General features: G+C 46.1%; 13 protein-coding genes. 4 read left to right on the top strand and 9 right to left on the bottom strand.

Going from position 1 to position 14,870, the window contains the following annotated elements:
- The first annotated feature begins 25 nt into the window (after positions 1–25).
- The 3 genes from N646_RS09285 to crp all read left to right on the top strand — a co-directional run bounded on the left by N646_RS09285 (position 26) and on the right by crp (position 2,106).
- Positions 26–238, top strand: coding sequence for a YheU family protein (locus tag N646_RS09285; protein WP_005382815.1), 213 nt, complete (start codon positions 26–28; stop codon positions 236–238).
- Positions 239–363: 125 nt separating this feature from the next.
- A complete protein-coding gene (locus N646_RS09290; protein WP_005381434.1) occupies positions 364–1,233 on the top strand; it encodes a phosphoribulokinase in 870 nt (289 codons plus the stop codon).
- A gap of 240 nt (positions 1,234–1,473) precedes the next feature.
- The gene (crp, locus tag N646_RS09295) at positions 1,474–2,106 is read left to right on the top strand and encodes a cAMP-activated global transcriptional regulator CRP (protein ID WP_005381432.1); all 633 of its coding nucleotides are present in this window, start codon (positions 1,474–1,476) and stop codon (positions 2,104–2,106) included.
- Positions 2,107–2,242: 136 nt separating this feature from the next.
- On the opposite strand, the gene N646_RS09300 is transcribed toward crp, so the two are convergent.
- From N646_RS09300 to N646_RS09325, 6 genes are all read right to left on the bottom strand, one after another.
- Positions 2,243–3,034: a DUF1338 domain-containing protein gene (locus tag N646_RS09300; protein ID WP_017821746.1), complete on the bottom strand. Its 792-nt coding sequence runs from the start codon at positions 3,032–3,034 to the stop codon at positions 2,243–2,245.
- 248 nt (positions 3,035–3,282) lie between these two features.
- Positions 3,283–4,740 carry a succinylglutamate-semialdehyde dehydrogenase gene (astD, locus tag N646_RS09305; RefSeq protein ID WP_017821745.1) on the bottom strand — a complete coding sequence of 486 codons (1,458 nt, stop codon included), beginning with the start codon at positions 4,738–4,740 and terminating at the stop codon, positions 3,283–3,285.
- A 28-nt stretch (positions 4,741–4,768) separates the two neighbouring features.
- A complete protein-coding gene (astA, locus tag N646_RS09310) occupies positions 4,769–5,788 on the bottom strand; it encodes an arginine N-succinyltransferase (RefSeq protein ID WP_005381422.1) in 1,020 nt (339 codons plus the stop codon).
- Positions 5,789–5,897: 109 nt separating this feature from the next.
- Positions 5,898–7,109: an aspartate aminotransferase family protein gene (locus tag N646_RS09315; RefSeq protein ID WP_005381420.1), complete on the bottom strand. Its 1,212-nt coding sequence runs from the start codon at positions 7,107–7,109 to the stop codon at positions 5,898–5,900.
- 361 nt (positions 7,110–7,470) lie between these two features.
- Positions 7,471–8,058, bottom strand: a complete 588-nt coding sequence (locus tag N646_RS09320) for an aminodeoxychorismate/anthranilate synthase component II (protein ID WP_017821744.1) — start codon at positions 8,056–8,058, stop codon at positions 7,471–7,473.
- A 189-nt stretch (positions 8,059–8,247) separates the two neighbouring features.
- Positions 8,248–11,202: an ExeM/NucH family extracellular endonuclease gene (locus N646_RS09325; RefSeq protein ID WP_017821743.1), complete on the bottom strand. Its 2,955-nt coding sequence runs from the start codon at positions 11,200–11,202 to the stop codon at positions 8,248–8,250.
- Between the two features lie 543 nt (positions 11,203–11,745).
- Between N646_RS09325 and N646_RS09330 the strand changes: the two genes are divergently transcribed.
- Complete coding sequence (locus N646_RS09330; protein WP_005381401.1) at positions 11,746–12,120, top strand: hypothetical protein; 375 nt, start codon at positions 11,746–11,748, stop codon at positions 12,118–12,120.
- 57 nt (positions 12,121–12,177) lie between these two features.
- Here N646_RS09330 and trpS read toward each other — a convergent pair whose 3' ends face one another.
- From trpS to rlmB, 3 genes are all read right to left on the bottom strand, one after another.
- Entirely contained in the window at positions 12,178–13,194 is a 1,017-nt protein-coding gene (gene trpS, locus N646_RS09335; protein ID WP_005381398.1) for a tryptophan--tRNA ligase, read from the bottom strand.
- A 116-nt stretch (positions 13,195–13,310) separates the two neighbouring features.
- Positions 13,311–13,997 (bottom strand): phosphoglycolate phosphatase, encoded by a 687-nt coding sequence (locus N646_RS09340; protein WP_005382834.1) that lies wholly within the window; start codon positions 13,995–13,997, stop codon positions 13,311–13,313.
- A gap of 110 nt (positions 13,998–14,107) precedes the next feature.
- Positions 14,108–14,851, bottom strand: coding sequence for a 23S rRNA (guanosine(2251)-2'-O)-methyltransferase RlmB (rlmB, locus tag N646_RS09345; protein ID WP_005381395.1), 744 nt, complete (start codon positions 14,849–14,851; stop codon positions 14,108–14,110).
- Between the last annotated feature and the right edge of the window lie 19 nt (positions 14,852–14,870).

Consider the following 14,870-nt stretch of genomic DNA (forward strand, 5'->3'; position numbering starts at 1 on the left):
CTCATCATAAAAGTTAGAGGTATTTATGATCATTCCATGGCAAGACATTGCGCCGGAAACATTGGAAAACTTAATTCGTGAATTCGTCTTACGCGAAGGAACGGATTACGGAACCGTCGAGGTTTCTTTGCAAGACAAAATTGATCAAGTTAAAGCTCAATTGGAAAAAGGTGAAGCGGTTATCGTGTTCTCTGAGCTACACGAAACCGTCGATATTCAGCATAAAACAAAATTTTAGACCCTTCACATTTTACCGTATCCCACTCGATGACAAGGTATTGTTACGTGCTATAGTGGGATATCGACCGTGCAGTAGTAACTCTACTGCACATTACAGGTAAGTAATTTTCGACAAGGTTTGTCATGTCAGCTAAACACCCAATTATTGCGGTTACTGGTTCGTCCGGTGCCGGCACGACCACTACATCTGAAGCCTTCCGTAAAATGTTCAATATGATGAACGTTAAACCCGCATGGGTTGAAGGCGATAGCTTCCATCGCTTTACTCGCCCAGAAATGGACATCGAAATTCGCAAAGCCCGCGAGCAAGGTCGACACATTAGCTACTTTGGCCCACAAGCTAATGACTTCCCGGGATTAGAAGAGTTTTTCCGTAAGTTCGGGCATGACGGTACTGGCAGCGTGCGCCGTTATCTGCACACGTTTGACGAAGCGGTTCCCTACAATCAAATGCCAGGCACGTTTACACCGTGGCAAGACTTACCCGAAAACAGCGACGTGCTGTTTTATGAAGGGTTACATGGTGGCGTGGTCGATGGCGATGTTAATGTTGCTCAACATGTGGATTTCTTAATTGGCATGGTGCCGATTGTGAACTTAGAGTGGATCCAAAAATTCGTACGTGACACTCGCGATCGCGGCCATTCGCGTGAAGCGGTAATGGACTCAATCGTGCGATCCATGGACGATTACCTCAACTATATCACTCCGCAGTTTTCTCGTACTCACATCAACTTCCAGCGCGTACCGACCGTTGATACTTCCAACCCACTTAATGCAAAAGGCATCCCTAGTTTGGATGAGAGTTTTGTGGTGATTCGCCTACGCGGTATCAAGAATGTCGACTTCCCATATCTGCTGGCCATGATTGATGGCTCATTCATGTCACGCCACAACACGATTGTCGTACCCGGCGGTAAGATGAGCTTTGCAATGGAGCTCATAGTTCGGCCTATCCTACAACAGCTCATCGAAACAGGGAAAATTGGCTAAAAACCTGCCTGCGAAGATGTTTACTTTTCATACCGTGATCATGTGCACAGTTTTGCTTACAAAATCTCAATCATGGCACGATTAAAATCAAGAAATCGTTTTCGAAAAAGGATACTATTTCTTACCGAAACACAAGAGAGCTTGCAGCATATAAAAAGTGCTCTTATTCTAGTAGGCCTAATTCAGGCTTAGCTAAAATATGGATAGCGCAAGCGTACCCTGCAGAGGAAGTGAGATATTATGGTTCTAGGTAAACCTCAAACCGACCCAACATTAGAGTGGTTTCTTTCACACTGTCATATTCATAAGTACCCTTCAAAGAGCACGCTAATTCACGCGGGCGAAAAGGCAGAAACTTTGTACTACATCGTTAAAGGTTCTGTTGCGGTTCTTATCAAAGACGAAGAAGGTAAGGAGATGATCCTTTCTTACCTAAACCAAGGAGACTTTATTGGTGAACTTGGTCTATTCGAGGAAGACCAAGAGCGCACAGCTTGGGTTCGTGCTAAATCTCCTTGTGAAGTTGCTGAAATTTCTTTCAAGAAGTTCCGTCAGCTTATCCAAGTAAACCCAGACATCCTAATGCGTCTTTCTGCGCAGATGGCTCGTCGTCTTCAAGTAACTAGCCAAAAAGTGGGTGACCTGGCGTTCCTAGACGTAACTGGTCGTATCGCTCAGACGCTTCTGAACCTTGCAAAACAACCAGACGCAATGACTCACCCAGACGGCATGCAAATCAAGATCACTCGTCAAGAAATCGGTCAAATTGTTGGCTGTTCTCGTGAGACAGTAGGTCGTATTTTGAAGATGCTAGAAGAGCAGAACCTAATCTCTGCTCACGGTAAAACCATCGTGGTTTACGGTACTCGTTAATCTCAAACTAGAGTGACACGAACAAAATTATAAAAGCCACCAATGGCAACATTGGTGGCTTTTTATTTGCTCATGACCAAATGAGATAGGGTGCAGCGAACACTAATGAGTAAGCTTAACAGGTTAACCCTAAAACTTAGCCATTCGTACTTTCAAAGATTTTGTCAGCTGAAGCGGCCACGAAACCTGGGTACAAATCACCATTTTCCATCGGATAGCGCTTAGCAAATTCATAAAACCCGCCAGGGATAATTTCAGTGCCTTCGCTAAAACGAACCGCTACTTTATCTGCCATGGTCGATGACTGCTCTAGCAACACCTCAGGAGTGCCCTTCACTTCACCACCATTTTCATTAATGGTAAACCCAGCGGTACGCAGATGATCGTTTACCTGCTTCACTTCTTCATATTCATTGAGCTGGTTAACGCTCACCGTGAAGTGGTTTGCTCCGTAACCATGCGCCGCAAGCCAAGATGCGTACTCACTTTCTTTAGCCAACGTTTGGTAATCAGCAAAGCTTAAATCCCACAAGCGTCCACCATGTAAGAATGCGCTATCGTTCAGCTTGTCAGCATCGACTTGTGCCACCAAATTTTTCACAATCTCTTGTAGCTCAGACGAGCACTCTTCAACTTTTAGCTCACTAATAAATACTTTAGGTTTCTTCGGATCTGGGTGCTCATAGTGCTTAGCAACCAGCTTTTTGCTTTCGAAAACGTAATCACCACACGCCTTGTAACCAATAGCTACAAATGGCTTAGCTAGAGTTTCAATACCAAGAGGCGCGATATTGAAGGTACGTAAAGCTATATGATCATTAATCAGAGGCTCATCTTCTTGAAGCAGCTGATGCACTTTAGCCGCCGAAGGGCAAAGACGTTGAATGTAATCTTGCCATAGCGATTCAAATAACACATCGGGCGTCATAACGACTCCTTGTTACGAGATGTAGAGTTTAAAGGTAAGCGGAAGTTGGCTGCTCGTTCACAACAAAAGTTGTCCAGAATAATGAACGAGCAACCATCAACCTGTGACGGTAAATGCCAGTCAGTCAACACGCTTTTCCGAGTCTTTGCTCACTTTTCGTGTTCTGCCAACGATCACTACAACCCATACCTAAATGATGCGCCGGCAAGGTGAGCCGCAATGCATAGTTGCGACTCTATTATTAAATCTTATAGCGCTACACCTGGACTCAATGTTGCAGGCAAGACAGTTTCTTGACCTTCCATTGATGCCATTGGGTACGCACAGTAATCTGCTGCGTAGTAAGCGCTTGGACGCAAGTTACCCGACGCCCCCGGACCACCAAATGGTGCATCACCACTTGCACCCGTTAACTGGCGGTTGCGGTTCACGATGCCGGCACGAATGTGGTCCACGAAGTATTCCCACTCTTGGTCGTCGGTTGAAACCAAGCCAGCAGATAAACCAAAGCGCGTATCGTTTGCTAGCGCTACGGCTTTGTCTAATCCTTCGTAGCGCACCACTTGCAGAAGTGGGCCGAAGTATTCTTCATCTGGTAACTCAGCAATGTTCGTTACATCAATGATACCAGGAGAAACAAACGCCGCCTCTCCTGCTTTCGCTTCAATCAAGCTTTCACCGCCAAGAGACTGTAGATTAGCTTGTGCATCAAGAATAAACTTGGCTGCCACGACCGAAATTTGCGGTCCCATAAATGGCGCAGGTTCTGCAAATGGTTGGTCTACGCGAATATTGCGTGTCGCTTCAACGAGCTTGGTGATAAGCGCATCGCCTTTTTCACCCAATGGCACATACAAACGACGAGCACACGTACAACGCTGCCCAGCACTGATAAACGCTGACTGGATGATGGTGTAAACCGTGGCATCCAAATCACCATATTTATCAGAGATCACCATCGGGTTATTACCCCCCATTTCTAGTGCGAGCATCTTGCCTGGTTGACCCGCAAATTGACGGTGTAATACATGCCCCGTATTCGCGCTACCCGTAAACAGTACGCCATCAATGCCTTTTGCGTCAGCTAGGGCGATACCAGTTTCTTTAGCGCCTTGAACAAGGTTAATCACGCCTTTCGGCAAACCGGCTTCTTCCCATAGCTTCATCGCCAATTCACCCGTCCATGGCGTTTGCTCAGACGGTTTGAAGACTACCGTGTTACCAGCCAGTAGCGCTGGCACAATGTGACCATTTGGTAGGTGGCCTGGGAAGTTGTAAGGACCAAACACCGCCATCACGCCCAATGGGCGGTGGCGCAATACGATTTGGTTGCCTGCTGCTTCACGGCTCGCCTCACCAGTGCGGTCATGATAAGCGCGAATCGAAATGGCAATTTTACCTGCCATGGCTGCTGCTTCAGTGCGCGTTTCCCAAATCGGCTTACCGGTTTCTTTGGCAATCACTTCGGCGATTTTTTCGCTGTTCTCTTTTACTTTCTCCGCAAAAGCCAACACGATTGCCTCACGCTCTGAAAATGGGCGCTTTTTCCAGTCAATAAACGCTTCACGCGCTGCAGATACCGCCTGGTTCACCTGCTCTGCCGTTGCACCTTTGCCTTGCCAGATCACTTCTTGGTTGTACGGCGACAGAGACGTAAATGCTTCACCCTGACCTTGTACCCATTCACCTGCAATCCAATGTGTCATTGTTTCTATCCTTAAATTCTGTCGTCTGTTACTGCGGAAGAAGGCGAACGAAATCCCCTTCTTCAACCGAAAGTGCATCCGCAACGTCTGGTGCGATCATTACGCTCTGTGTTTCTGCGTCATACGCCGCTTTAGTGACTGTCGCACGGAAGTTCTCGAAAGATGAATTACACATCAAGAAGTCTTGTGTGCTGGAATGTTCAGAGATTTTGACTTGCGCACGGAATGAATGACGTACCGACTCAATATTACGCAGATCACACTCAACCGTTGGGCCACCATCGAAGATGTCGACGTAGCCTCGGTTGGTAAAACCTTCACGCTCAAGCAGCTTCAGCGCTGGACGCGTGTTGTCATGTACTTGACCAATCACGGCTTGCGCTTCTGGGCTGAGCAGGTTGATGTAAATAGGCAGTTTCGGCATCAAGTCGGCGATAAAGCCTTTCTTGCCGATACCTGTCAGGTAATCTGCAAGCGTGAAATCGATAGAGAAGAAATGCTCTTGAAGCCATTGCCAGAATGGTGAATTACCCTCGTCGTCTGAAACGCCACGCATCTCCGCAAAGATCGTTTCAGAGAAGCGCTCTGGGTGCTCTGCCATCATTAGGAAACGACACTTCGACATTAGACGACCATTCAGACCTTGGCGGAATTTCTCACGCAAGAACAAGGTACAAATTTCGCTGTTACCCGTGTAGTTATTACCAAAAGTAAGCAGTTTAACGACGTTGTTAACGCCAAGCTTTGGCGACGAGTGCACGACTTTACTAATGTGATATGAGTAAAATGGGACATCCCAGCCGATAGATGCTTCGATTCCGGTGGTACCCGCAACCTCACCCGTTTCAGAGTCAAAGCCAACCATCAGGTAGCCTTCATCGCCTGGTTCTGCCACATCTGGCTTACCAAAGCTGTACTCTGAATGTTTGATTCGATTGGTTAACAGTTCTTCGTTAACCGGTAGAGATGTAAATCCGTGACCAGACTCCACCGCACAAGTGTGCAGTGCGTCGTAATCCGACATCGCGATAGGGCGAACTACTAGCATCAATACTCCCTCCAGATGCAAGAAGATCCTAACTATATTGTAGGAACAATTCCCCCATCAGAGATCCTTGACGGGGGTGTCTGCGTTGACGTTTAAACTGATATCGCGCTTAAACTAAAGTCGCGATCGCTTTATCCAGTTTCGCCAAGCCTTCTTCAATTTCTTGTTGTGTGATAACGAGTGATGGTGTGAAACGTACGACATTGGCACCCGCAACCAATACCATGAGACCTTGTTTACCTGCAGCAACCAGCACGTCACGCGCACGGCCTTGCCATTCTTCATTTAGTGCAGCGCCAAGTAATAGGCCTTGACCGCGCACTTCTGAGAAGATGTTGTACTTCGCGTTGATCTTCTCTAGACCTTCACGGAACATTGCTTCGCGTTCTAGCACACCAGCCAACACCTCTGGCTTAGTAACTTCATTTACAACCGCTTCTGCAACCGCACACGCTAGTGGGTTACCGCCATATGTAGAACCGTGAGTGCCCACTTTCATGTGCTCTGCCAATTTTGCTGTCGTTAGCATTGCACCGATCGGGAAACCGCCACCAAGTGATTTCGCAGTACTTAGAATATCTGGCGTGATACCTAAACCTTGGTAAGCGTAGAAGTTACCTGTACGGCCATTACCAGTTTGCACTTCATCGAAGATCAGTAAGGCGTTGTGTTTGTCACACAGCTCGCGAACCGCTTGAGCGAACTCAGGCGTTGGTGGCACGATGCCGCCTTCACCTTGTAGTGGCTCCATCATGACCGCACAAGTACGATCAGACATGTGTGCTTGTAAAGCTTCGATATCGTTGTAAGGAAGGTGTGTCACGTCGCCTGGCTTAGGACCGAAGCCGTCAGAGTATGCCGCTTGGCCACCAACCGTTACGGTAAAGAATGTACGACCGTGGAAACCTTGTTTGAATGCAATGATTTCAGATTTCTCAGTGCCATGAACGTCTGCTGCATAACGACGTGCCAGCTTCAAAGCGGCTTCGTTTGCTTCTGCGCCAGAGTTAGCAAAGAACACTCGCTCAGCAAAACTCACTTCTGTTAGCTTTTTCGCCAGACGAAGGGCTGGTTCGTTCGTCATAACGTTACTTAAGTGCCAAAGCTTGTTAGCTTGCTCTGTTAGTGCGTTTACCATTACTGGATGACAATGGCCAAGACAGCTCACTGCAATACCACCAGCAAAGTCGATGTATTCATTACCTTCCTGATCCCAAACACGTGAACCTTCACCTTTAACAGGGATCATTTCCATCGGGTTATAGCAAGGTACCATTACCTCATCGAATAAACCGCGCTCTACTTTAATTTCCGTTGTCATTGCACATTCCTTCTTGATACCGCATGCGTAGCAGATAAGCGAATTTAACCGGCTCTCTTTGCCAGCAAATAATGTTTTGCATTTAAGCTATTGCGGCATTGTATTTACATTTAATTAACCATTTCAATAGTGATTTATTCTTTTCGTTCTCGAAAGTAACTTCCATTAATCACTGCTTATGACTATTTATGCATCAAGAAAGTAAAATAGAGAAGTGATTTTTTATAAATGTTATGTAATACAGGGGATAGAAGGTTTAAAAAGACATGAATAGACAAAGAGACTCGAGAGAATCGCATAGTTTTGCAATCCGCTCACCTCAGCAAAAAGATGAATGATTTGTTAAGAAAAGTGATCGCGATCAGATCGCTTTGCGTGCTAAAAAGTTCGCAAGCAACTCGTGACCTTGCTCAGTTTTGATTGATTCTGGGTGGAATTGCACCGCATCAATTGGCAAGGTTTTATGTTGGTAACCCATTATTTCATCCATGCTTCCGTCAGGCAGTTCTGTCCATGCAGTCAGTTCAAACACGTCGGGTAAAGTACCGTTTTTCACCACAAGAGAGTGATAACGGGTTACCGTGAGTGGGTTATTCAGATTTTTAAACACACTACGACCGTTGTGATGAATCGGTGAGGTCTTACCGTGCATCACTTGTCGTGCACGTACCACTTCCCCCCCAAACACTTGCGCTATCGCCTGATGACCAAGACAAACTCCTAGGATCGGCAACTTACCAGCGAAGTGTTCTATCGCTTTCAGTGAAATACCTGCTTCGTTCGGCGTACATGGCCCTGGCGAGATCACCAAATGAGTTGGGTTGAGCGCCTCAATGCCTTGGATATCGATTTCATCGTTACGCACCACCTTTACGTCTGCACCAAGCTCGCAGAAGTATTGGTAAAGGTTGTAGGTAAAAGAGTCGTAGTTATCGATGATCAACAACATAAAGGGTCGGTTGCTCCAATCCGTTTTGGCAATGCTTACGTAGTGAATCGCCACGTTCGTGACAATCAAGGGCGGTATTTTGCTATACCAAGCAAGAAAGGCAAGTTTTTGCTGAATAAAAAGGCCAGCATAGGCTGGCCTTTGGTCTTTACAGCTATTTAGGAACTGTTTGTCAGGAAGTAAATTCGCTTAGCGGCGACGACGGAATAAGCCGAGACCTAGCAGCGCAAATAGAGCACCAAAACCAAACGAACCACCATCTGAATCCTTCGACCCTTCTGTTCCAGCTTCAGTTTGCGTCATTGAAACATCACGAACAGAGCTAAACTTCACGATATTACCTGTCGAGTCAGTCACTTTCTCTTCTAACTGATAATTACCTTGCTCTGGCGTTTGTTCAAACTCAATATTCACGCTACGCGCATCAATATCAGCTTGAACTAAAGTTTGGCTAGCCGAGTAAGCTTTCGTATCGCTGCTTGCCGCAGCCGCTTGTGTGGATGGCGTTAAGTTCACCGTAACAATATCGCCCACAACCGCCGTTGGTGGTAAACGGACATCGACGGCTAAGTTGTCACCTGCTTTCGGTAAATCGATGTCATCATCTGGTAAATCAATCGCGATGATCACTGGATCGTGGTCAGAGGCAGAGAACGCATCTTTGTACTTCGGCATATCACCTGTGTACTTGCTGCTGTATTCGAACAAGTTACTCTCTAGTGAGTTGATGTGCCAATCTTCAATTGCTACCACTTTTTGCGCTAGGCTACTGCTTGCCAATGCGTGGTCCAAATTACCCAGCTCGCCCGAATAGGTGTAAGAAAACGTATCAGTGCCGTGCAGCAACGTGTTTAAATTGTGCAGACCGTAACCTTTTTCAATTTTGGTCTTCTCTACTTGAAGTTCACCATCACCAATGGTTGTGTAAGCAGCAGTATAAATGTCACGGCCGTATTTCTCTTTCGAGTAATCAGTCAGTGTCAGAAGTGGGTCTTCCATGCCATAAGCATTGAGGTCGCCCATGAGCAATACATCGCCTTTCACCTCTTTCAACGCTTCACCCACTGCGTGCGCAGCAGAAACGCGGAAGTTGTTACAGTTGCCTTGCAGATCCGCTGGCTCAGAATCTTCTACACCGGCAATCCACTCTTCAATACACTCAGAGCCTTTCGACTTAAAGTGGTTTACGACAATAGACAAATCTTCACCCGTCTCTTTCACCGTGAAGGTTTGTAGCAAGCTATGACGTTGGTATTTGTCGTAAGCTGGGTTGCCTTCCGCACCGTCATTACGCGTAATGGTGTTTTCTTCGATGTGCTGCTCTGGCGTCACAATCACTTTCGCCGCTTCTTTTGGCGTCACTTCGTTTGCACGGTATAGGATTGCCACCATGATCGCATCACTACCAAAGTACTCATCTTGGTATTTGTCTTGATCCGCGATTTCGACATACGTGTAATGATCTTCAGCGTCATCAATCTCAGCATTTAGGGCATCAACTAAGTTTTGGATAGCACTGCCATCACCAAAGCCGTTGTTTTCCACTTCCATCAAACCAATAACGTCTGCGTCCATCTTGTTCATCGCCGCAACGATTTTCGCTTGCTGGATCAGGAATTCGTCTAGATTAGTCGCACCACGGTTTTGTCCGGTTGGGTTTTCATGACCACTGTCAGCCACGGAGTTGAAGTAGTTCAGTACGTTGAAGCTTGCAATACGCAAATCTGAGTCCGCAATCGCTGGGGCATCTTTACGAGCCACGTCGAAGCCTTCACCTGAAGTCACGAAGTTGGTGTTATTGACTTCATTTGTCGCAATCAGGCGGTATTCGTTGTAGCTGTAAGCCACGACACCCTGTAGACCTTCTACTCGAGAACCAAGGCGAATGTGCTGCTCTGAAGAGCCATCTTGATCTGCATCTTTAGCAAAATCTGGGTAGTATGGGATTTGGCCGTTTGGTGCTTTGCCATCTGATTCTAGGTATACGCGGTTCGCTGCGTTGTCTTTTGCTAGCTCAACGGCTGCATCGCTCTCTGCCGCGTGTAATTGAGTCGGCTTTAACAATGGCGCTTCATGAGAGAGCATCATATTGTTACGACGTGAATCGTAGTCGTAAGAGAAGTTTCGAGTTACAAACAAGTCACTTGCCGAGGTCAACTCAACTTGCATGCCTTCATGACGCTCTAGTGCATCACGTAGTGTCTCACCTTCTTTGATAACAAGATCGGTAACTCGAGGGGTTTCAGAGGTGCCTGTTTTCACATAGCTGTTAGCATCAGAAGCAAGCTGAGTATTGCTGTAATACTCTTGAACTTTACCTTTCACACAAACAACATCACCAGCTTTCAGCGCCGTGTCCGCCGCGTCGGTATGAATGAACAAGCCTTCTGAGGTCTTGTCGTTGTTGTCGCTTTCTAATGCTTGTAGGTAGAAACCTTTGGTTAGGCCAGTGGTAACAGCAGTCACGACACCAGTTACGAAATGATCTTCGTCAGTAATGTATGGGTAACCATCAATGAATGGAGACGTATCGCCTTCACCTTGAATATCTTGGATGGTAGTGAAGTTAGGTTGCTGACCGTCGACTTCACAAGCGAATGGTGCTGGTGGCTCAGTCGCATTTAGCTCACCAAGGCCGTCAATGTTGTCTTTCTCAAATGCCGTCCACTGAGATGCATCATAAGTAGCAGAAGGGGTTAGTGCATCACTGTTACGAACTAATGTGGTGTCTTTACCAAAATCTACGTCACCCATCACACCGATGATGTCGTGCACTTCACCATCTTTAAGCAGTGCGATCGGGTCGTCACCGTTAAAGTTCGCAACGCTTTTATCTGTGATACCTGCTACCGCTTTGATGGCGTCGCTCGCGTCACCATGCGCCAGTACATACACTTGGTTAGCTTGTAGCGTCACTTGGCTAAGGTCGAATGTGCTGCCCCAAGTACCACCACCGTTTGATGATTTCGCCAACTCGTAGCCAGTGAGTGTCACCGCAGTATCACCCGTATTAGCGATCTCTACCGCTTTATTATAAGCGCCGCCTTCTACGTATTGGGAAATAATAATCTCTGCGTTCGCGTTTGCACTAAGTGCACTGGCGATGGTTAATGCGAGTATTGAGGGTTTGATTAACGTGTCCATTGTCGTACCTGATATTTATGTAAATGCAAACTTAGCTCTGATTAGAGCCTGCCATTTGCGTCTACTATCAGGTTTATTTATGAAATAAATAAGAATGAGTAATTAAAGCCGTGAAATGAATCACATGTGAATATAAGAAAATATGCCAGAGCATCCCATTCAAACATTTTTTGTAATAAATACAGAGCGCTATTGATAAACAAGTCAGAATTTAGATTGATTACTCAGTTTACTTTTTCACTTCATGTTAAGGAGTAGAAAATACATCACTTGTTGAGTTGCTTATTAACCCAACCGTTCCGTTACAAATAAAAAATATAATTAGTCACTAATTTAGAATGCTTTAATTTTCACTTGCATCACTGTTCAAGCCCAAGAATCTATTACTCGCTTCGTTCTCTCTTATACAGGCCCCTCATACTTCAAAGTTTTCATGATTTATTCAATAACTTTTCATTACTCACTAGCCAAAAACATACACAAAAGATATAACACCTGCGCGAGACAATAAGATCTCATTAGCTGTAAACCCAGGAACGACAAATGAAAAAAATTCAACGCAGTGTGCTAGCTCTCTCCCTACTTGGCTTGATAGCGGGGTGTCAGTTGACCGCCAGTGAGCCACTTCAACCTACGGCGAATCAAGACATCATCGAATCAGCCAAAAATGAACTGGATGGTATTGAAGAGCTAGAAGTCAGTGACGAGGGTGTTATTACCTTTACTCAGCGTCTAAGAACGCCAGGAACCTACTGGATTCCAGCGAGAATTAAAGAACTCAGCTACGATATATCATGCGTACAGCTTAGTTACTTCATTGATAGAGGCATGGTTGTGAAGTCTGCCTTTCTAGGGGCTCGAGGACGTGTTGAATATTACGACATGGAACGCTGTATGAAAGACACACCATTTCAGTAATACAGGCATAAAAAAAGCTCCACCAAAGTGGAGCTTTTTCGTATTCGTTCTTAGCAACTATGGGCGAGCTACAAAACCTACTGCTTCGTATGCTTTCTTAAGCGTTTCAGCCGCTCGTGCCGAGGCTTTCTCAGCGCCTTGCTGCATTACCTCGTCCATGTAAGCACGATCAGCGCGAATACGGTGATATTCTGCTTGAATTGGCTCAAGCATTGCTACAACTGCCTCACCAACATCTTTCTTAAATGGGCCATACATTTCTACGCCTTGGTACTTCGCTTCAATCTCTTCGAAGCTCATGCCTGTCGCCGCGGAGTACAGACCCATTAGGTTAGCAATGCCCGCCTTGTTCTCGATATCATGACGGATACTTGGTGGCGTTTCGGTATCGGTTTGCGCTTTGTTGATCTTCTTAAGGATCGACTTAGGCTCTTCCAGCAGCGTGATAACGTTCTTACGGTTGTCATCAGATTTAGACATCTTCTTCGTTGCGTCTTGAAGGCTCATTACACGCGCATTTACTGTCGGAATGTAAGGCTCTGGAACTTGGAAGATTGGCTGCTCTGGCGAGTAAATATTGTTGAAACGCGTTGCGATATCGCGCGCTAATTCTAGATGTTGCTTCTGGTCACTGCCTACAGGTACTTGGTGCGCACCGTAAAGCAAAATGTCAGCAGCCATCAACACCGGGTAGTCAAATAGACCGACGTTTACGTCATTCGCGTAACGTGCCGATTTGTCTTTAAACTGAGTCATACGGCTCAGCTCACCCATTTGAGTGTAACAGTTAAGAAGCCAACCTAATTGAGCATGCTCTGGTACATGTGACTGAACAAATAGCGTGCTCTTCTTCGGGTCAACACCAACTGCCAGACAAATTGCCAGTGCGTCTAGAGTTGCTTCATGCAGCGCTTTAGGGTCCTGACGAACCGTAATCGCGTGAAGGTCTACCACACAATATTGGCAATCATAATCGTCTTGCATCTGCTGCCATTGACGTAGAGCACCCAAGTAGTTACCGATACTTAGTTCACCTGAAGGTTGAACACCACTCAATACAATGGGTTTGCTCATTAGAATGATTCCTTTGACTTCTTAATCTAATTAAATGAAAAAAACCGTGCAGTAATAGGTGCACGGTTTACTCAGTGTACTCATTAACGAGTATTTTGGAAGCTCTTTTGTAGCCGTTATGCAGAAACCGCTACAACGTCCAATAATTCTGCCAAACTGTCAGCGACGAAATCTGGATTTGATGCTGAAATAGGTTCACCGTGGTTGTAACCATATGTCAGACCAAATGAGGCACAGCCTGCATTCTTTGCTGCGAGAATGTCGTTTTTCGAGTCGCCAACCATCAGCATTTCACTTGGTTGGATTTGGTGCTTTTCCATCAACCAGTTCAATGCTACTGGGTTTGGTTTTTTCTCTGGGAATGCATCACCGCCAAGGACATCAACAAAGTATTTTGCGATGTCGTGCTTTTCCAAAACGTCAGGCACAAACTTTGAAGGTTTGTTAGTCACCAACGCCATAACAAAGCCCGCTTTGTGCAGCTCTGCTAGTGTCTCTTTTACCGTTGGGTAAAGATGACTTAGCTTGTGACCGCTTTGCTCGTAGTAGTCATCAAACAATACACGCGCTTTAGCACGAAGCTCTTCACTCAGCTCTGGGTTGATGGTCAGGCTTTGGCTTAATGAGCGACCAATAAGCACGTCTGCGCCGTTACCCACATAATCACGAACTTGTTCTTCTGAAACCGATGGAAAGCCAAGCGCCTGTACCGCTTGGTCTGCCGCGACAGCTAGATCTGGCACGCTATCAAGCAAAGTACCATCTAGATCGAAGGCGATGAATTTAATGTCTTGTTGAGTCATAACTTCCCTGAGGATTTTTATTTATAAATCGGTGAAAACGACAAAGGATGGCACCCCATCCTTTGTTTTTATCATTATGTCTGATTCTACAGTAACTGTTTGTTTCGTCGTTACTTTGCAGCAATACGCTGACGAACTGCCTCAAACAAACAGATGCCGGATGCCACAGATACGTTCAAGCTTGAAACGCTACCAGCCATTGGGATCTTAATCAAATCGTCGCAGGTTTCACGAGTCAGACGACGCATACCATCACCTTCTGCCCCCATTACGATAGCAAGGGGTCCAGTCAGTTTTGCTTGGTAGATGTCGTGCGTTGCTTCGCCCGCAGTACCAACAAACCAGATGCCTTTCTCTTGCAATGTACGCATAGTACGAGCCAAGTTAGTCACTCGGATCAATGGCACGACTTCAGCTGCACCACAAGCCACTTTGCTTACGGTTGCGTTCATCGGTGCAGAACGATCTTTCGGTACGATGATCGCCGCAGCACCTGCCGCATCTGCGTTACGTAAACACGCACCAAGATTGTGTGGATCGGTCACTCCGTCTAACACTAATAGCAGTGGTGATTCGTGCTGCGCCAGGATGTCATCTATATCGTTCTCATTCAGCTGCTTCGCTGGTTTCACACGAGCGATGATGCCTTGGTGATTTGCACCGCGCGCTTTGTCATCCAAGGTTTTACGTGTCATCTGCTGAATAGAAACACCACAAACCTGAAGATCATTTAGGATTGGCATTAGGCGATCATCTTGACGACCTTTTAAAACGTACGCCTCGATAAAACGCTCTGGTTCGCGCTCCAATACCGCCTTCACTGCGTGAATGCCGTAGATAAATTCGTTACTCATTGTTTAACCTGTTGTTCTG

It is taken from the genome of Vibrio alginolyticus NBRC 15630 = ATCC 17749 (assembly GCF_000354175.2).
Classification (GTDB): Bacteria; Pseudomonadota; Gammaproteobacteria; order Enterobacterales; family Vibrionaceae; genus Vibrio; species Vibrio alginolyticus.

Bases quoted from the DNA above. Each gene is read 5' to 3' on its own strand.
- N646_RS09285 (WP_005382815.1), top strand. From the start codon at position 26: ATGATCATTCCATGGCAAGACATTGCGCCGGAAACATTGGAAAACTTA.
- N646_RS09290 (WP_005381434.1), top strand. From the start codon at position 364: ATGTCAGCTAAACACCCAATTATTGCGGTTACTGGTTCGTCCGGTGCC.
- crp (WP_005381432.1), top strand. From the start codon at position 1,474: ATGGTTCTAGGTAAACCTCAAACCGACCCAACATTAGAGTGGTTTCTT.
- N646_RS09300 (WP_017821746.1), bottom strand. From the start codon at position 3,034: ATGACGCCCGATGTGTTATTTGAATCGCTATGGCAAGATTACATTCAA.
- astD (WP_017821745.1), bottom strand. From the start codon at position 4,740: ATGACACATTGGATTGCAGGTGAATGGGTACAAGGTCAGGGTGAAGCA.
- astA (WP_005381422.1), bottom strand. From the start codon at position 5,788: ATGCTAGTAGTTCGCCCTATCGCGATGTCGGATTACGACGCACTGCAC.
- N646_RS09315 (WP_005381420.1), bottom strand. From the start codon at position 7,109: ATGACAACGGAAATTAAAGTAGAGCGCGGTTTATTCGATGAGGTAATG.
- N646_RS09320 (WP_017821744.1), bottom strand. From the start codon at position 8,058: ATGTTGTTGATCATCGATAACTACGACTCTTTTACCTACAACCTTTAC.
- N646_RS09325 (WP_017821743.1), bottom strand. From the start codon at position 11,202: ATGGACACGTTAATCAAACCCTCAATACTCGCATTAACCATCGCCAGT.
- N646_RS09330 (WP_005381401.1), top strand. From the start codon at position 11,746: ATGAAAAAAATTCAACGCAGTGTGCTAGCTCTCTCCCTACTTGGCTTG.
- trpS (WP_005381398.1), bottom strand. From the start codon at position 13,194: ATGAGCAAACCCATTGTATTGAGTGGTGTTCAACCTTCAGGTGAACTA.
- N646_RS09340 (WP_005382834.1), bottom strand. From the start codon at position 13,997: ATGACTCAACAAGACATTAAATTCATCGCCTTCGATCTAGATGGTACT.
- rlmB (WP_005381395.1), bottom strand. From the start codon at position 14,851: ATGAGTAACGAATTTATCTACGGCATTCACGCAGTGAAGGCGGTATTG.